Raw genomic sequence first — 15,732 nt, 5'->3', positions numbered from 1 at the left:
TTCCGAAACCCATCGCGTGATCGTCGGCGACGTGACGCTGCACGCCCGCATCGACGGCACCGAAGGCCCGTGGGTCGTGCTGTGCCACGGGCTGGCCTGCGACCACACGCTGTGGGACGCCACCGCGGCCCATCTGGCGCCGCGCTATCGGGTGTTGCGCTACGACCTGCGCGGCCACGGCGGCAGCGACGCCCCCGTCGGGCCGTATTCGATGCTGCGCATGGCCGACGACCTGGTCGCCCTGATGGACGGCCTGGACGTGCCGCAGGCGCACTTCATCGGCATTTCGCTGGGCGGCATGATCGGCCAGACCTTTGCCGTGCGCTATCCCGAGCGGCTGCACTCGTTGACGCTGGTCGACACCGTCTGCCGCACCCCCGCGCCAGGCCCATCCGATGTGGCATGAGCGCATCGGCCAGGTGGAGGCGCACGGGATGGCAGGAGTGCTCGATGCGACGCTTCAGCGCTGGCTGACCGCGCCGTACCGTGCTGGACATGCGCAACAGGTCGAACGGATCCGCCAGATGGTGCTGGCCACGCCCGTGCGCGGCTATGTCGGCGCCTGCCTCGCGATCCTGGGTTTCGACCAGGCCGATGCGCTGGCGCGCATCCATTGCCCGACGCTGGTGGTGGTCGGCGACCAGGACCAGGGCTGTCCCGTGGCCGAGTCCAAGGCCATTGCGGACGGCATTCCGGCCGTGCAGTTCGAGGTGCTGCCGGACGCCGCCCATCTGTCGCCGATCGAGCAGCCGGAGCGGTTTCATGCGCTTCTGGACGCTTTTCTGGTCAAGGCCGCCTGCGGGGCGCAGTGCGATACGCCCTGAGCCGGCCGGCCCGCGTAGGCGATCGGCAAACGCTTCGTAGGACAAACCCTCTTTTCGTCGGGGACACCGAACTTGCCGCCTCGGGGGGCGGCTCCAACCTGATGAGCGGGCGCTACGGCATCGGGCACCACGCCAGCGCCCAGCGAGGCATGCGCTTGAAAAGCGTCTTCATGCCCTCAGCTTGGAGGTGAAATCGCGGAAGGAAGCCGGCGCTCCCACCGGCTGACGCAAGAATCAACAAACCTTCCGTCCGTCCCATAGCCCGGAGGTGCGCCATGCAAATGATTTATAACAGCGACAACTACTGCATCGTGGAGTTTGGTGCCGACGTCGAGCATGCCCCTCTTGCCTCCGGCGGTTACGAGATCGTCGACAAGAACATGAAGCGCGAGATCTTCCTTGGCGGCCAGCTGGCCGAGCATTTCCGCGCCGATGTGCAACGTCTGATCGAGAGCGAACCGTCCGTGGAAGAGGTGGACGAATTTCTTGGCAAGTTCGATACGGTGATGACGCACTCGCTGGCGATGCACTGACGACGCGCCGCCGCTGCAGAAAACCCGCGCCATGGCGCGGGTTTTTTTATGCCTCAGTACTGCTCCCACGGCAGCCCTTCGAAGCGCCAGCCGTTGACGGTATTGCGGTGCCGCTGCGCGTCGAGATCGCCCTCGAAGCCGTGCAGCACGTTGTAGACGGTGGTAAAGCCCGCGCCCTCGAGCGCCTGCGCGGCCGCGGTCGAGCGGTTGCCGCTGCGGCAGATCAGCAGCACCGGCCGCGCCGACGCCTGTCCGGCCAGCTTCTTGACCGCCTGCACGAAGTGCGGATTGACCTCCCAGTCCGGGCCGTCGTTCCACGGCACGTTGAGGGCGCCGGTCGGATGGCCGACGAACAGGTATTCCATTTCGCTGCGGCAATCGATGAACAGGGCGTCGGGGTGTTCGGCCAGCAGGGCCTGGGCCTCTTGCGGGGCAAGGTGTTGCATGCGGTGTCCGTCGGTGGGTCGGTCTGCCCGAGTGTAGGCGCGGGCCAGGCGGGCCGGCAAGCCTGCACGCGGCCGCCCGGGATTGGCGCGGTTCCGGGTCCGGGCATTTTCCCGCCTCGGCCGGCAAGGGCTGGCAAGGTGCCTTAACTGATAAAATCGACCACTTTTCCAGCATCACCGAGGCCAGTAAAGCCATGAGCGCTGCATCCATCGAATCGTCCGGCACGGCGTCCGCCATCGCACCGGGCGCAAAGGCAGGTCTGCAGGCAGGCGCGCACGCGGGCCCGCAGGCCGGTCCCCCGGCCCGGCCGTACACCCGCGCCGCGCAACTGCCGCGGCTGCTGCGCGAGCGCATCCTGATCCTGGACGGCGCGATGGGCACCATGATCCAGCGCTACAAGCTGGGCGAGGCCGAATACCGCGGCGAGCGTTTCGCCGCGCATCCGGTCGACGTCAAGGGCAACAACGAGCTGCTGCTGCTGACCCGCCCGGCGGTGATCCGCGAAATCCACGAGCAATACCTGGCCGCCGGCGCCGACATCATCGAGACCAATACCTTCGGTGCGACCCGCGTCGCGCAGGAGGACTACAAGATGGCGGACCTGGCCTACGAGATGAATGTCGCCGCCGCCCGCCTCGCGCGCGAAGCCTGCGATCGCTACAGCACGCCCGAGCGGCCGCGCTTCGTCGCCGGCGCCTTCGGGCCGACGCCGAAGACCGCCAGCATTTCGCCGGACGTCAACGATCCGGGCGCGCGCAACGTCAGCTTCGAGGAGCTGCGCGATTCGTACTACGAGCAGGGCAAGGGCCTGCTGGAAGGCGGTGCGGACGTGTTCCTGGTCGAGACCATCTTTGACACGCTGAACGCCAAGGCCGCGCTGTTCGCCATCGACCAGCTGTTCGAGGACACCGGCGAACGCCTGCCGGTGATGATCTCGGGCACCGTCACCGACGCCTCGGGCCGCATCCTGTCGGGGCAGACCGTCGAGGCCTTCTGGAACAGCCTGCGCCACGCGCGCCCGATCACGTTCGGCCTGAACTGCGCGCTGGGCGCGACGCTGATGCGGCCCTATATCGCCGAGCTGGCCAAGCTGTGCGATACCGCGATCTCGTGCTATCCGAACGCGGGGCTGCCGAACCCGATGAGCGACACCGGCTTCGACGAGACGCCGGACGTCACCTCGTCGCTGGTGGACGAGTTCGCCGCCTCGGGCCTCGTCAACCTGGTCGGCGGCTGCTGCGGCACCACGCCGGAACATATCGCCGCGATCGCGCAGCGCGTCGCCAACCGCAAGCCGCGCGCCTGGCCCGGCCAGTATCGCGACGAAGCGGACGCGGCCTGACCGGCCGCCCCGCCGCCCACGCCACGCATCACCGGCGCGCCGCCGCACGAATCCGTCCCCGGCGCGCCGCGCATCCGATCCCGAACCCGAGTCCGCCATGTCTACCGATACCCGTCCCGCTCGTCCGATGCGCCTGTCCGGCCTGGAGCCGTTCACGCTTGGCGAGGGCAGCCTGTTCGTCAACGTCGGGGAGCGCACCAACGTCACCGGCTCCAAGGCCTTCGCCCGGATGATCCTGAACGGCCAGTTCGACGAGGCGCTGGCGGTCGCGCGCCAGCAGGTCGAGAATGGCGCGCAGATCATCGACGTCAACATGGACGAGGCGATGCTCGACTCCAAGGCGGCGATGGTGCGCTTCCTGAATCTGATCGCGTCCGAGCCCGATATCGCGCGCGTGCCGATCATGATCGATTCGTCGAAGTGGGAGGTGATCGAGGCCGGCCTGCAATGCGTGCAGGGCAAGGCGGTGGTCAACTCGATCTCGCTGAAGGAAGGCGAGGAGCAGTTCCGCCACCACGCAGCGCTGATCCGCCGCTACGGCGCGGCCGCCGTGGTGATGGCCTTCGACGAGCAGGGCCAGGCCGACACGTTCGCGCGCAAGACCGAGATCTGCAAGCGCAGCTACGACATCCTGGTCAACGAGGTCGGCTTCCCGCCCGAGGACATCATCTTCGATCCGAACATCTTCGCGGTCGCGACCGGCATCGAGGAACACAACAACTACGCGGTCGACTTCATCGAGGCGACCCGCTGGATCAAGCAGAACCTGCCGTACGCCAAGGTCAGCGGCGGCGTGTCCAACGTCTCGTTCTCGTTCCGCGGCAACGACGTGGTGCGCGAGGCGATCCACACGGTGTTCCTGTATCACGCGATCGCCGCCGGCATGGACATGGGCATCGTCAATGCCGGCCAGCTCGGCGTCTACGATCAGCTCGACGCCGAGCTGCGCGAGCGGGTCGAGGACGTGGTGCTGAACCGCCGCCCCGATGCGACCGACCGCCTGCTCGAGATCGCCGACCGCTACAAGGGCGGCGGCGCCAGGCGCGAGGAGAACCTCGAATGGCGCGGCACGCCGGAGAAGCCGGTGCCGGTGGCCGACCGCCTCGCGCATGCGCTGGTCCACGGCATCACCACCTTCATCGTCGAGGACACCGAGGAGGCGCGCCAGCAGATCGCCGCGCGCGGCGGCCGCCCGATCGAGGTGATCGAGGGCCCGCTGATGGACGGCATGAACATCGTCGGCGACCTGTTCGGCGCCGGCAAGATGTTCCTGCCACAGGTGGTCAAGAGCGCGCGCGTGATGAAGCAGGCGGTGGCGCATCTGCTGCCCTTCATCGAGGAGGAGAAGCGCCTGCTGGCCGAGGCCGGCGGCGACGTACGCGCGCGGGGCAAGATCGTGATCGCCACGGTCAAGGGCGACGTGCACGACATCGGCAAGAACATCGTGTCGGTCGTCCTCCAGTGCAACAACTTCGAGGTCGTCAACATGGGCGTGATGGTCCCGTGCAACGAGATCCTCGCCAAGGCCAAGGTCGAGGGCGCCGACATCATCGGCCTGTCCGGCCTGATCACGCCGTCGCTCGAGGAGATGGCCTACGTCGCCTCGGAGATGCAGCGCGACGACTATTTCCGCGTCAAGAAGATTCCGCTGCTGATCGGCGGCGCGACCACCTCGCGCGTGCACACCGCGGTCAAGATCGCGCCGAACTACGAAGGACCGGTGGTCTACGTGCCCGATGCCTCGCGCTCGGTCAGCGTGGCCTCGAGCCTGCTGTCCGACGAGGGCGCCACGCGCTATCTGGACGAACTGCGCGCCGACTACGAGCGCATCCGCACCCAGCACGCCAACAAGAAGGCGGTGCCGATGGTGACGCTGGCCGAGGCCCGCAAGAACAAGACGCCGATCGACTGGAGCGGCTACGTGCCGCCGAAACCGAAATTCATCGGCCGCCGCGTGTTCCGCAACTACGACCTGGCGGAACTGGCCAACTACATCGACTGGGCGCCGTTCTTCCAGACCTGGGACCTGGCCGGCAAATTCCCGGCGATCCTGAACGACGAGATCGTCGGCGAATCGGCGCGCCGCGTGTTCTCCGACGGCAAGGCGATGCTGGCGCGGCTGATCCAGGGCCGCTGGCTGACCGCCAACGGCGTGATCGCGCTGCTGCCGGCCAATACCGTCAACGACGACGACATCGAGATCTATACCGACGAGAGCCGCAGCAAGGTCGCGCTGACCTGGCACAACCTGCGCCAGCAGAGCGAACGCCCGGTGGTCGACGGCGTGCGCCGGCCGAACCGGTGCCTGGCCGACTTCGTCGCGCCGAAGGACAGCGGCATCGCCGACTATGTCGGCCTGTTCGCGGTGACGGCCGGCATCGGCGTCGACAGGAAGGAAGCCCAGTTCGAGGCCGACCACGACGACTACAGCGCGATCATGCTGAAGGCGCTGGCCGACCGCCTCGCCGAGGCCTTCGCCGAATGCCTGCACGCGCGCGTGCGGAAGGACCTGTGGGGCTATGCCGCGGACGAATCGCTCGACAACGAGCAGCTGATCGCGGAAGCCTATCGCGGCATCCGGCCCGCGCCCGGCTATCCCGCCTGTCCTGAGCACACCGTCAAGGGCCCGATGTTCCAGGTCCTCGACGCCGGCGAGATCGGCATGGGCCTGACCGATGCGCTGGCGATGACGCCGGCGGCCTCGGTCAGCGGCTTCTATCTGGCGCATCCCGAGGCGACCTACTTCTCCGTGGGCAAGATCGGGCAGGACCAACTGGAGGACATGGTCGCGCGCCGGCACGAGGACCGCGCGGCGATGGAGCGGGCGCTGGCGCCGAACCTGTAACGTGTTGCGAAGCCGCGCCGCCACCGGCGCGGCCTTCCGCGGGCGGCGCGCCGCCGCAAGTCGTTGAAGGGACTGGCGAAACCGTCCATGAAGACGGTTTGCCGGGCTTGCTGGCCGGCTCACGACTCCTTACAGCGCATTACATCTCCTCACAGCATCGCAGTGGGGTGCTCCCTAGACTGAGGACTCGCTCTCCAGGCGACAACCCGCGGCGAAAGCCTCGCCGCACAGTCATTCGAAAGGAGTACTCCATGAAGAAACTGCTGATCTCGCTGTCCGCCCTGTCGATCGCCGCCGCCTCGTCGCTGGCCATGGCGCAAGGTACGCAAGCCGGTGCGACCGGCGGCGCCGCCGGCTCGCTGACCGCCCCGACGGCAACGGCGCCGTCTGCCGGCGCCAATGCCGGTGTGAATGCGGGCGCTGAAGTGGCAGGAAGCCGCGCGAACATGGATACCGGCGTCAAGGCTGGCCTGAACGACAAGGCCGGCGAAATCGACGACACCCGCAAGAGCGCCAAGGATCGTGCCGCCACCGCCGGCAGCAAGGCCAAGTCGAAGGCCCACGACGCGCACGGCAAGACCAAGAGCAAGGCCAAGGACACCGTCGGCGCGGTGGAAGGCACCGCCGACAAGACGGTCGGCGCGGTCGGCGACACGGTCAGCGGTACCGCTGGCAAGGTCGGCGGCCTGGTGGGCGGCGCCACCAGCGGCACCTCGGCGACCGTCGGCGCCGGCGCGTCGGCCAAGGTCCAGTAAAGGGCGCGCCCGGCCGGGGCGCATGCAGGCGCGGCGGCGAACCGCCGCGCCGCCAGGGGACGGAAGGGCTCAGCCCGCCGTCCCTTTTTTCATGGCAACGCTGTCCGCTTCCGCCCCGACGACGTGTTGCCTCAGTCGTTCAGCTGGGGCACCCACACGGTCGCCAGGATGTCGCGATAGCGCTCGTTACGTTGGGCCAACTCCTTGAGTTCCGGCACCATGTCGCCTGACAGCATATCGGTACACATGTTCGTGGTCAGCGCTTCAGCGGTCCATGGCGCGCCATATGCCTTGGGTATCCTGGCAAACGTGTCTCCGTCATTGGCGCCCTCGGCCTCGGCCTTGCGTTGGACCGCGGCGCGCCAGAGGGCCGCAGCATAGGCGCGCAACGCCCAGGGGCCGTCGTCATGGTCGCCGAAGTACCGCCACGACGACAGGCGCACGAACATCGTCGCGAGGCACAGCAGAAAATACCCTTCGCACGCCGCGTCGCCCGCTATCTCGGGCATCGTATCGAGCAAAGCCTGCCGATGCTCCAGCGTCATGACGATGCCCGAGTCCCCGTCGCGAAGCACCGGGCCAAAGCTCTCGCGCAAGGGGTCCTGATGGTCTTCCACCAGCTTGCGCGGCGCTGCGCCGGAGCGGAACACCGCCTCGAAGTCGCCCTTGTACTTGCCGACCGGCACCACGGCCAGCAAGGCCTCCTGCCAACCCGCAATCCTGTACCTGCCGTAGGTGGTCGCCAGCAGCGGCCACGGCGCGAGATCCCGGGCCACGTCCTTGACGAGGCCACAGGAGTAGGCGTCTGCGGGCGCGGCAGTGGATGGCGGCGTCAGCCGGTATACCTCCATCCATTGCGGCACGCGATTCTCGACCCCCTGCGGTTCGTCTCGTATCAGGCCGACGTAGTAGTCGTGCGGGACCAGGAGCGCATAGCTGCCGTCCGGCGCCAGCAACGGGACGCCATCGTCGTCCCCGTCGTTATCGTCGGCGATCGACACGACGGCTCTCACCAGACCCGGCGGCAAGTGGGCCCGGTAGGCTGTCCGCAGCCGGTCCGCCCATTGCGCGGCCTCCGGCGGCGCATCGTTGCGCCGGGCGAGCAACTGCAGCTGGAGCACCACGATAGCGTGTTCGCGCGCCCAATGGGCGCCGTCGTGCCCGTTCAGCAGCATGACGGCGGCACGCAGGTAGCCAGGCAAGTGCGCCGCGACGGCGGGCCACGGCATTACGCAATCGCGATAGTGTTTCAGGCGGCCGCGATACGGGCCGATCAGGATCTCCGCCGCTTCGATGGTGAGATAGGAGGACGGCTGCGTGGCCGTCCACTTGAACAAGTCGCTCATCGCGACGGGCGAGAATTCATTGACACGGACCATCGCCGCCAAATACGAGCTGATCGCCTGTGTCCGCAGCCGTTCCGGCGCCTTGTGCAGCATGGCGGGGACCCCGTTGCCGTCGAGCAATTGCCTCAGCTCGTTCTGGTCCTGTTGCCATACCGCCAGCCGGATTTCACGAATGCCGGTCCAATCGAGGGTAGGGAGGCATTCCCCGGTACCCACGAAGATATCGAAGAAGTAGGCCGCCTCCATCTGGACACCGGAGAAGTCCGCGTGCTGGAGATCGGTAAAGTCGAACATCGCCCGCCTCAGCGTGGCACCTGCGAACGTGCATTGGGACCAGCTGCCATGGCGGAAGGCAGCGATATCGAACAGGGCGCCTTCCAGCGACACCTGTGTCGCCTCGCAGTGCAGGAAAGCGGTCTCGCGTCCCTGCGCGCCGCGCAGGTCGACCCGGCTCAGCGCGCAGTGCGCGAATTGCGTTTCGTCCAGGGGTCGCGCCGCGCAGCAGGGTATCGACCAGCTCGCCATGGCGCAGGCAGGCTCTGGTCAGGTCGGCGGTGTCGAGCACCGTGCGCACCAGTCTTGTTCGTTCCAGGTTCGCACGCCGCAGCCTGGCGCCGACCAGTTGCGCGTCGGTCAGATCGGCCTTGCCCAGGTCCGCCTTGGCGAGCTCGGCGCCATTGCGTATCGCCCCGGTCAGCAGGGCGGCCCGCAGCCTGGCATGGCGCAGCTGCGCGCCGGTGAGGTCGGCCTGCCGCAGGATCGCGCCGGACAGATCGAGGCCGCTCAGATCGGCGCCGGCAAGGTTGGCGCCCGTCAGGTTCACCGCCGCACCGCGCACGAAGGTGCCCGCCAGCTTGACGGCGTCGAGCGCGCGCTGGACGCGTTCCCGTCCCGCTTGGGGGGGACTCGGGCGGCTGCGCGGCGAGTCGCTGCGTGGCATGGTAGCGCCGCAGCGCGCCGGTCAACTGGCGGGCGGCTGCGGCAGCCGAGCCCGGACCTGCGCCAACGGACAGCAGAGTCTTCAGCGCTTCGATGAACCGTTCGAAGCGGCTGGAAGGCCCGACCGGCGTCAGCGTGGCGGTGGCATCGACCAGGCCGTTCGATCCGGGCTCGACGTGAACCCAGTAGGCCTTGCCGGCGATGGTCACTTGGGTACCGGCTTCGCACTCCGCCAGGAAATGCCGGAAAACACCCACGTTCAGGTCGGCACTGATCGAGAAGACGCGACACAGGTCGGAGAAGTGTTCATGGAAGCGGAAGTCGCGCCCCGCCCGGTTCAGCCGCAGGTGCCGGCTCGTCACGGCGTTTGCCGATCGACTGCGCCAGTTCGTCGAGGGCCTGCCGGGCGGCGGCATCCTTGGTGGGATCGCACTGCGGCGCTCGGCTCGTCACCACGTACTGCGGCTTGCCGCCCGCGTCGCGCAGCGCGACGCAGAAGGTCTGTCCGCCGACGCGCAGTCGGCCGCTGAGGCGGATGGCCTGCAGCGCCCCCCTGGTCCAGGCGGGCAAGATCGCGCAGCTTGTTGACGCGGAACGTGGCATGGAGAGCGGCGCAACGGGAAGGGGGGCGGCGGTACTGGCATGTTGGTCCAGGGCGGCGATGGGCGGGTCCAGCGGCCGACGTCGGCCGGGCAAGCTCGCCACTGTGCCGCCACGCCGATCCGCCTGCTTGACAGCACATCCGCGCGCATGCGGATTTGAGCTCGGGCAAGGCAGGCCGGGGCCGCCAAGCGGCGCATTGTCAGCCTGACACCGACATTCCCGGTGCTTTGTAATGACTACAATGCAACAGGCCAAATACAGCCTGGCCCCGGCGTCCGGGCAATACCATCGCAGGGGGAAACTTCATGATTCGCGTCCTGATCGCCGACGATCACCAGATCGTCCGTGCCGGTCTGCGCCAGTTCATTTCCGACGAACCGGATATTCGCGTCGAGGGCGAAGCGGCCAGCGGCGACGAAGTGATGGCGCGCCTGCGCGAAACCGAGTTCGACGTGGTGGTGCTCGACATCTCGATGCCCGACCGCAACGGGATCGACGTACTGAAGCTGATCCGCCAGCGTCATCCCGACCTGCCGGTGCTGATCCTGTCCACCTATCCCGAGGACCAGTACGCGATCAATCTGATCCGCGCCGGCGCCTCCGGCTACCTGACCAAGGAAAGCGCGCCCGACGATCTGGTCAAGGCGATCCGCACCGTCGCCCAGGGGCGGCGCTATGTCAGCCCGACCGTGGCCGAGCTGCTGATCGGCGGGCTGGAGAAGCCGACCGACCAGCCGCTGCACCAGACCCTGTCGAAACGGGAATTCCAGATCTTCTGCAAGCTCTCGCGCGGACAGTCCGTGTCGGTGATCGCCGACGAGCTGTTCCTCAGCGTCAAGACGGTCAGCACCTACCGCTCGCGCATCCTGGAAAAGATGGGCATGAAGACCAACGCCGATCTGACCTATTACGCGATCAAGAACGGCCTGGTCGAGTAGGCGGCACGCCGTTTGTCCCGGCATGGACGGGGTCGGCGGCGGTGCTGTAGGACGGACCCGGATACCTGGCCCCTGGCCCCATTGCTACCATCGAACCATGTTGGATCAAGCCGCGGCAACTCCCTACCGTACGCTGCGGGTCTTACTGATCGAGGACTCGGCGGTCCTGCGGAGCATGTTGCTGGAGTACTTGAACGCATTCTCCTTCGTCGAGACCGTCGATTGGGCGGATACCGAAAGCACCGCCATCCGCCTGTTCGAAAGCGGCAGGTATGAGGTCGTCATCGTCGACCTGCAATTGCGTCAGGGCAACGGTATCAACGTGCTGCGGGCGATCCAGAAGGCGCAGGCGCCGGGCATCCGGATCGTCTACACCAACCATGCGCAGGTGCCCACCTACCGGCGTCAGTGCGCCGAGGCGGGAGCCGACTATTTTTTTCGACAAGTCGCTCGAGCTCGAACAGGTATTCCGCGTGATCGAGGAATACGCGCAGGCACCGTCCTGAGATTCGACCGAACGGCTTGTGGCTGGTGGCCAGCGACGACGACTCGTGCTGAGCTCCATCGACCGATCCTTGGACAGCAATTTTTTCCCGTCGCGGCAACGCGCCGCACCCCCTCGCTAAGCAAAGGAGATCGTCATGAAAAAGCTGATCGCGCTGTTCGCTCTTGCCGGTGTCACGTTGATTACGGGTTGCAACACCATCGCCGGCGCCGGCAAGGACGTCGAAAGGGGCGGCGAGAAGGTGCAGGGAGCGGCGGAGGAAACCAAACGCAAGATGTAAAGCGCCGCGACGCAGCCAGCAGAAAGAAGGAGCCTTCGCAGGCTCCTTTTTTTATGCCCCTTGCCCGTGCTGGGGTGTACGCGCGGAGCCGGTGGCCGGCGAAGGCTCGGTGCCCGTGTCCGTGCCCGTGCTCGCGCCCGCGGCCGGCCGCGCCGGCGTCGGCTCCGTCTGCGTGGGCTCGGTCTGCGTCGGCTCTGTCCGCGTCGACGCCGTCAGCCCGGGCCCCGTCTGCGCAGGTCCCGTCTGCCCGGGGCCAGCCATCGGCAGCTCATGCGGCAGCGGTTCGTCGCCCTCGTCCAGCGACGGCGGCGGCGCCACCACGGCGTCGGTCAGCGGCACCTCGACGCGGACCGTGACGCCCGCGCCCGGCGTCGAATCGATCCGCAGCGTGCCGCCCAGCGCGATCACGCGCTGCTCCATGCCGAGCAGGCCATGGTGGCCGGAGGTGCGGCGCGTTTCGATATCGGCCGGCAGGCCGCGCCCGTTGTCGCTGACCTTCAGCAGCAGATGATCGTCGGTGCGCGTGAGCGCCACCGACACGCGGCTCGCCTCGGCGTACTTGGTCGCATTGGTCAGCGACTCCTGCACGATGCGGTACAGCGCGATGGCCGCAGCATCGCGCAGCGGCGGCACCGACGGGTCCAGCTCGACCTCGGTCTGCCAGTGGTTGCGGGTGGCCACCTCCTCGACCAGCTGGGCGATCGCCTCCTTCAGGCCGAGGTTCAGCAGCACCGTCGGGCGCAGGTCCTCGATCAGGCGGCGCTTGATCTGGATGCCCTGGTCCACATGCAGCATCACCCGCGTGATCTTTTCCTGGATCTCGGGATAGTCGTTCTGCAGGCGCCGGCGGATCCAGTGCATGTCGAGCTTGGTCGCCGTCAGGATCGCGCCCAGCTCGTCGTGCAGCTCGCGCGCCAGCCGGGTCTTCTCGTCCTCGGTGACGCGCTGCAGGTGGGAGGCCAGCGCCGACAGCTGGCGCGTGCGCGAGCGCACCATGCGGTCCAGCCGCGCGCTTTCCTCCTCGAGCTCGCTGCGCGCGGCCTCGGAGACCGCCAGACGTCGCGAATGCTGGAAGCCGACGATGACCAGCAGCACAATGTTGATCGCTGTCAGCAGGCCGATGCCATAGCGCGACAGGTTGATGTCGCGGTCGGCGTTCTCGAGGTTGCGCGATACCGACGCGGCCGATCGCGCGCGCAGCGTCTCCAGGCCGAGCCGCGCCTTCTCCATGGTCTGCTTGCCGAAGTCGGTACGGATCAGGTCCAGCGCCACCTCGACATCGCGCTTGCCGTAGATCAGCGTCAGCTCCATTTCCGTCAGCTTGCGGCTGATCAGCAGCGACGCCTCGCCGAACTGCTTCAACGCCTCGGGGTCGTCGGCGAAGCGGTTGCGGATGTCGTTCATCAGCGTGTTGATGCGCGGAATGGCGCGATGGTACGGCTCGAGATAGCTTTCCTTGCCGGTCAGCAAGTAACCGCGCTGGCCTGCCTCGGCGTTGACCAGCTCGGCGAGCAGCGCGCTGATGTCGCTCTGCACGTTCTGCGAGCGGATGACCTGCGAATACCCCTGGCGCAGCCGGATATTGCCGGCCTCCGAGGCGATCAGCACGACCACCGTGAGCAGGATGCCACCCGCGAGCAGCACGGTGGACCGCAACGACGATAGCTTCAACATGATGGAATTTCCTGGATTGCGCGCTCGCGGTCGCGCGCTGTGACTGCGCCGATGGAATCACAACGGTTGCGCCCGGTCAACCGATCCACCGGGCCATTCGAAGGCGTTGCAAAGCGGTGCGCCGCACGAGACTTGGCCCCGCGTCGGACCTGTAGGAAACCGCTGACAGGGGGAATCGGTGCAAGGTCGGTGCCTCGCCGAAGTGGCGATTCCTACCATGCTTGCATGGCCTGGCGCACCGAAGCACCGAGCCGCGAGAACAGGAGAAACACCATGCTGAAGTGGGCGCTGATCTTTGCCGTGATTTCCATCGTCGCGGGGCTGCTCGGTTTCACCGGCATCGCGGCGGGCGCGGCGGGCATCGCCAAGGTGCTGTTCTTCCTGTTCCTGATTCTGTTCGTGCTGTTCCTGGTGCTTGGGGTAACGATCTTCAAGTCGGTCAAATGACGGCCCACCCGACGATCCACCGCTCGCGCCCTCGCGCGTTGTTGTGCTAAGGCAGTTCGATCCAACTAGGGGAGTTTCACCATGCTTTACTACGCACTGGTCTTTTTCATCATCGCCCTGGTCGCCGCCGTGTTCGGCTTTGGCGGCATCGCTGCCGGCGCGGTCGAGATCGCGAAGATCCTGTTCTTCATCTTCCTGGTAGTGGCGCTGGTGACCTTCGTCATGAGCCTGGTCCGCAAGGGCCGATGATCGGCCGATGACAGGCCGATGAAGGGCCGTCGATGGTCCGACCAGGGCCCGTTGACGGCCCGCTGATCGTCGGCAGGCCCTGCGCCAGGTTGCCTGCATTGCGTCGGCCAAGCGCGGCGCTTAGCGTCGCGCGTTGGCCGACGCGCGTCTTAAGGAGAGTCCCATGCTGACCCACAATCCGAAGGTGAAGAAGGAAGTCCGCCATCTTGCCGATTGCGCCAGCGACACGGTTCGCCAGTTGCGCCATGCCGCCCGCGATACCAGCGGCGCCGCGCGCGAGGCCGCCTCGCCGGTGGTGGACGAGGTGAGGGGACTGATCTCGGCCCTCGAACACACGATCGAGGTGCTGGCGCGCGAAGGCTCGTCCGAGGCCGCGCAGGCCAGCCGCCGGCTGCAGACGCGTGCCCGCATGCTGGCCGATCAGGCCCGCGAGGCCACGGTGCAGAGCGCCAGCCGTGCGCGCGAGCGTGTCGACCAGGCGGTCGTCGGCGTGCAGCACAGCGTTGCCGAGTCGCCGTTCCGCGCCATCGCGATCGCCGCGGCGGTCGGTGCCATTGCAGCGCTGCTGCTGGTGGGCGGCAGCAGCCGCCGCCGCAGCGAGGACGGCAACTACGACGGCAACTGAGCGAACGAGCGACGGCAACGACCGACGGCAACCGAGGCAACGCACCTCCGGCCGCGAACCCCACAAAGCAACCTGACAGGAGAACCGCATACATGGACACCCAGACCACGGGCGCCGCCTCTTCCCGCACCGATGCTTCCTCCACCGGCAAGGGGCCGACCCAGGGCTTTCTGTCGGATGTCGCCACCATCCGCGCACGTGCCCGCAAACATATCGAGGACGGCGCGGTCACCGAGAACTACGACGCGGACCGCGCCACCGTGCTCAAGCTGCTGAACGAGGCACTGGCCACCGAGCTGGTCTGCGTGCTGCGCTACCGCCGCCACCACTTCATGGCCAAGGGCATCCACGCCGAGCCCATCGCGGCCGAGTTCAAGGTGCATGCCGATGAAGAGCAGGCGCATGCCGACCGCATCGCCGCGCGCATCGTGCAGCTGGGCGGCGAACCGGATTTCTCGCCCGACGGCCTGTCGGCGCGCAGCCATTCGGAATATGTCGCGCCCAACGGCCTGACCGACATGATCCGCGAGAACCTGGTCGCCGAACGGATCGCGATCGAGAGCTATCGCGAGATGATCCAGTACATGGGCGAGCGCGACCCGACCACGCGGCGCATCCTCGAGGAGATCCTGGCGGTCGAGGAGGAGCACGCCGACGAACTGGCCGACATGCTCAGCCAGGAGTAGCGCCGGCGTGCGGCACGGCGGCGGCGCATGCCGCTGCCGCCTTCAAGAATGTCGCCGGCGCTGCCGATGAAGCCATCGGCAGCGCCGGACAAGGAATTGCGGTGCCTCCCCCGACGCCGCAATATCGCAGTACCCCCCTTCGGATCCCCCCCTGGTCCGGTGCCCGGTCCGCCCCCAGCGGCCGGGCTGTTTTGGGGGGGAAGGCGGGATTTCCTCAGACTCCTACACGCCCCACAACACGTCGCAGCCCTCGCGCTGCGAGGCGCGCAGCATGTCGAGGAAGGGATAGGCGCGCTGTCCCAGGTGCAGCGGCTCCTCTTCGTCGTCGTCGTAGTCGCTGCCCTTGCCGCGCTGCTCCTCGGGCAGCTGGCTCTGCGCCGGCGACTGTTTGGCCTGCATCACGGCGGCCTCGAGCCGGTGGATCGCGCGGGGGAGTTCTTCCTTGGTGATCACCCCGCGTTCGCCGACGTGCTTGCCGATGATGCCGAGCAACGTGACGGCGAGATCGTTCATCATGATCAGGTCTTGCGCCGCGTGGGACTTGAAGGTGATCAGCATGGTGGTTCCTTGTCAGCCTTGTTGGGATGGTAGCCGTCCTGCTCCGGCGTGCCGGGAGCCGGCCGACTGGCTCCTGCGGATGATGTCAGCATAGCACCTGATAAAATCCGCGTTCTGCAATCGATTGCCCGTGCCG

15 protein-coding genes and 3 pseudogenes are annotated in these 15,732 nt (G+C 67.3%); 12 read left to right on the top strand and 6 right to left on the bottom strand.

Annotated elements, in window-relative coordinates:
• Positions 1-16 precede the first annotated feature (16 nt).
• Together pcaD and OJJOAM_RS08530 are read left to right on the top strand one after the other, a co-directional pair.
• Positions 17-824: pseudogene (pcaD, locus tag OJJOAM_RS08535) on the top strand (3-oxoadipate enol-lactonase).
• Positions 825-1,099: 275 nt separating this feature from the next.
• The gene (locus tag OJJOAM_RS08530; protein WP_006579976.1) at positions 1,100-1,357 is read left to right on the top strand and encodes a BTH_I0359 family protein; all 258 of its coding nucleotides are present in this window, start codon (positions 1,100-1,102) and stop codon (positions 1,355-1,357) included.
• A gap of 53 nt (positions 1,358-1,410) precedes the next feature.
• On the opposite strand, the gene OJJOAM_RS08525 is transcribed toward OJJOAM_RS08530, so the two are convergent.
• A complete protein-coding gene (locus tag OJJOAM_RS08525) occupies positions 1,411-1,803 on the bottom strand; it encodes a rhodanese-like domain-containing protein (protein ID WP_006579975.1) in 393 nt (130 codons plus the stop codon).
• Positions 1,804-1,997: 194 nt separating this feature from the next.
• Between OJJOAM_RS08525 and OJJOAM_RS08520 the strand changes: the two genes are divergently transcribed.
• The 3 genes from OJJOAM_RS08520 (at position 1,998) to OJJOAM_RS08510 (ending at position 6,746) form a co-directional block, all read left to right on the top strand.
• Positions 1,998-3,146, top strand: coding sequence for a homocysteine S-methyltransferase family protein (locus tag OJJOAM_RS08520; RefSeq protein ID WP_226107963.1), 1,149 nt, complete (start codon positions 1,998-2,000; stop codon positions 3,144-3,146).
• Positions 3,147-3,243: 97 nt separating this feature from the next.
• Positions 3,244-5,991: a methionine synthase gene (gene metH, locus OJJOAM_RS08515; RefSeq protein WP_422647693.1), complete on the top strand. Its 2,748-nt coding sequence runs from the start codon at positions 3,244-3,246 to the stop codon at positions 5,989-5,991.
• 251 nt (positions 5,992-6,242) lie between these two features.
• Positions 6,243-6,746, top strand: coding sequence for a hypothetical protein (locus tag OJJOAM_RS08510; protein WP_422647692.1), 504 nt, complete (start codon positions 6,243-6,245; stop codon positions 6,744-6,746).
• A gap of 131 nt (positions 6,747-6,877) precedes the next feature.
• Here OJJOAM_RS08510 and OJJOAM_RS08505 read toward each other — a convergent pair whose 3' ends face one another.
• The 3 genes and pseudogenes from OJJOAM_RS08505 to OJJOAM_RS08495 form a co-directional block, all read right to left on the bottom strand.
• Positions 6,878-8,617: a pentapeptide repeat-containing protein gene (locus OJJOAM_RS08505; RefSeq protein WP_422647691.1), complete on the bottom strand. Its 1,740-nt coding sequence runs from the start codon at positions 8,615-8,617 to the stop codon at positions 6,878-6,880.
• A 25-nt stretch (positions 8,618-8,642) separates the two neighbouring features.
• Positions 8,643-9,032: pseudogene (locus OJJOAM_RS08500) on the bottom strand (pentapeptide repeat-containing protein); the annotation flags it as partial.
• A 305-nt stretch (positions 9,033-9,337) separates the two neighbouring features.
• Positions 9,338-9,601 carry a hypothetical protein gene (locus OJJOAM_RS08495; RefSeq protein ID WP_422647690.1) on the bottom strand — a complete coding sequence of 88 codons (264 nt, stop codon included), beginning with the start codon at positions 9,599-9,601 and terminating at the stop codon, positions 9,338-9,340.
• 338 nt (positions 9,602-9,939) lie between these two features.
• Between OJJOAM_RS08495 and OJJOAM_RS08490 the strand changes: the two genes are divergently transcribed.
• The 3 genes and pseudogenes from OJJOAM_RS08490 (at position 9,940) to OJJOAM_RS08480 (ending at position 11,357) form a co-directional block, all read left to right on the top strand.
• Positions 9,940-10,572, top strand: coding sequence for a response regulator (locus OJJOAM_RS08490; protein ID WP_006579377.1), 633 nt, complete (start codon positions 9,940-9,942; stop codon positions 10,570-10,572).
• A gap of 97 nt (positions 10,573-10,669) precedes the next feature.
• A pseudogene (locus OJJOAM_RS08485) lies at positions 10,670-11,078 on the top strand (response regulator).
• A gap of 135 nt (positions 11,079-11,213) precedes the next feature.
• On the top strand, positions 11,214-11,357 hold the full coding sequence (locus tag OJJOAM_RS08480) for an entericidin A/B family lipoprotein (RefSeq protein ID WP_149317310.1): 144 nt from the start codon (positions 11,214-11,216) through the stop codon (positions 11,355-11,357).
• A gap of 51 nt (positions 11,358-11,408) precedes the next feature.
• Here the strand turns inward: OJJOAM_RS08480 and OJJOAM_RS08475 are convergent, their stop codons facing one another.
• Entirely contained in the window at positions 11,409-13,031 is a 1,623-nt protein-coding gene (locus tag OJJOAM_RS08475) for a CHASE3 domain-containing protein (RefSeq protein WP_422647689.1), read from the bottom strand.
• Positions 13,032-13,304: 273 nt separating this feature from the next.
• Between OJJOAM_RS08475 and OJJOAM_RS08470 the strand changes: the two genes are divergently transcribed.
• The 4 genes from OJJOAM_RS08470 to OJJOAM_RS08455 all read left to right on the top strand — a co-directional run bounded on the left by OJJOAM_RS08470 (position 13,305) and on the right by OJJOAM_RS08455 (position 15,038).
• Positions 13,305-13,478, top strand: a complete 174-nt coding sequence (locus tag OJJOAM_RS08470) for a DUF1328 family protein (protein WP_006579617.1) — start codon at positions 13,305-13,307, stop codon at positions 13,476-13,478.
• An 81-nt stretch (positions 13,479-13,559) separates the two neighbouring features.
• Complete coding sequence (locus OJJOAM_RS08465) at positions 13,560-13,727, top strand: DUF1328 domain-containing protein (RefSeq protein WP_006579618.1); 168 nt, start codon at positions 13,560-13,562, stop codon at positions 13,725-13,727.
• Positions 13,728-13,890: 163 nt separating this feature from the next.
• The gene (locus tag OJJOAM_RS08460) at positions 13,891-14,352 is read left to right on the top strand and encodes a glycine zipper domain-containing protein (RefSeq protein WP_149317309.1); all 462 of its coding nucleotides are present in this window, start codon (positions 13,891-13,893) and stop codon (positions 14,350-14,352) included.
• Positions 14,353-14,444: 92 nt separating this feature from the next.
• A complete protein-coding gene (locus OJJOAM_RS08455) occupies positions 14,445-15,038 on the top strand; it encodes a ferritin-like domain-containing protein (protein WP_422647688.1) in 594 nt (197 codons plus the stop codon).
• Positions 15,039-15,260: 222 nt separating this feature from the next.
• On the opposite strand, the gene OJJOAM_RS08450 is transcribed toward OJJOAM_RS08455, so the two are convergent.
• Positions 15,261-15,596 (bottom strand): DUF1840 domain-containing protein, encoded by a 336-nt coding sequence (locus OJJOAM_RS08450; RefSeq protein ID WP_422647687.1) that lies wholly within the window; start codon positions 15,594-15,596, stop codon positions 15,261-15,263.
• Positions 15,597-15,732 lie beyond the last annotated feature (136 nt).

Origin of the sequence: Cupriavidus sp. H18C1 (genome assembly GCF_049311595.1) — a bacterium.
Taxonomy (GTDB): Bacteria; Pseudomonadota; Gammaproteobacteria; order Burkholderiales; family Burkholderiaceae; genus Cupriavidus; species Cupriavidus cauae.
The sequence above is the reverse complement of the archived record's forward strand: the minus strand, read 5'-3'. Positions and strand labels throughout refer to the sequence as shown.

Coding starts and splice junctions, on each gene's coding strand:
- OJJOAM_RS08530 (WP_006579976.1), top strand. CDS start 1,100: ATGCAAATGATTTATAACAGCGACAACTACTGCATCGTGGAGTTTGGT.
- OJJOAM_RS08475 (WP_422647689.1), bottom strand. CDS start 13,031: ATGTTGAAGCTATCGTCGTTGCGGTCCACCGTGCTGCTCGCGGGTGGC.
- OJJOAM_RS08520 (WP_226107963.1), top strand. CDS start 1,998: ATGAGCGCTGCATCCATCGAATCGTCCGGCACGGCGTCCGCCATCGCA.
- metH (WP_422647693.1), top strand. CDS start 3,244: ATGTCTACCGATACCCGTCCCGCTCGTCCGATGCGCCTGTCCGGCCTG.
- OJJOAM_RS08510 (WP_422647692.1), top strand. CDS start 6,243: ATGAAGAAACTGCTGATCTCGCTGTCCGCCCTGTCGATCGCCGCCGCC.
- OJJOAM_RS08450 (WP_422647687.1), bottom strand. CDS start 15,596: ATGCTGATCACCTTCAAGTCCCACGCGGCGCAAGACCTGATCATGATG.
- OJJOAM_RS08505 (WP_422647691.1), bottom strand. CDS start 8,617: ATGGCGAGCTGGTCGATACCCTGCTGCGCGGCGCGACCCCTGGACGAA.
- OJJOAM_RS08455 (WP_422647688.1), top strand. CDS start 14,445: ATGGACACCCAGACCACGGGCGCCGCCTCTTCCCGCACCGATGCTTCC.
- OJJOAM_RS08470 (WP_006579617.1), top strand. CDS start 13,305: ATGCTGAAGTGGGCGCTGATCTTTGCCGTGATTTCCATCGTCGCGGGG.
- OJJOAM_RS08480 (WP_149317310.1), top strand. CDS start 11,214: ATGAAAAAGCTGATCGCGCTGTTCGCTCTTGCCGGTGTCACGTTGATT.
- OJJOAM_RS08490 (WP_006579377.1), top strand. CDS start 9,940: ATGATTCGCGTCCTGATCGCCGACGATCACCAGATCGTCCGTGCCGGT.
- OJJOAM_RS08465 (WP_006579618.1), top strand. CDS start 13,560: ATGCTTTACTACGCACTGGTCTTTTTCATCATCGCCCTGGTCGCCGCC.
- OJJOAM_RS08460 (WP_149317309.1), top strand. CDS start 13,891: ATGCTGACCCACAATCCGAAGGTGAAGAAGGAAGTCCGCCATCTTGCC.
- OJJOAM_RS08525 (WP_006579975.1), bottom strand. CDS start 1,803: ATGCAACACCTTGCCCCGCAAGAGGCCCAGGCCCTGCTGGCCGAACAC.